The following is a 394-nucleotide window of genomic DNA, read 5'->3' on the forward strand; positions in this document are numbered from 1 at the left end:
GTGCTGCCCGCCCTGCCCGGCATCCCGCTGGTGTTTGCCGGGCTGCTGCTGGCGGCCTGGACCGATGGCTTCGTCCACGTGGGCTGGTTGCCGCTCACCCTGCTCGGCCTGCTCACCCTGCTGTCGTTCGCGGTGGACATCCTGGCCACCGTGGTCGGCGCGAAACGGGTGGGCGCCAGCAGTAAGGCGCTCTGGGGCACCTTCATCGGCAGCATCATCGGGGTGTTCTTCATGCCGATCGGCCTGCTGGCCGGCCCGCTGCTGGGTGCGCTGGCCGGCGAGTACTGGCACACCCGCGAGCTGGGCCGGTCGACCCAGGTGGGCCTGGCCACCTGGCTGGGCATCCTGCTGGGGGTGGCGCTGAAAATGGCCCTGGTGGTGGCGATGCTGGGAC

At 70.8% G+C, this 394-nt stretch carries 1 protein-coding gene; it reads left to right on the forward strand.

Features of this window, described 5'->3' with window-relative positions; genetic code table 11:
- A partial coding sequence (locus AC1DN0_RS41720; RefSeq protein WP_477146700.1) for a DUF456 domain-containing protein occupies positions 1–394 on the forward strand: 394 nt, incomplete at both ends.

The organism is Cupriavidus sp. 05N39 (genome assembly GCF_056397325.1).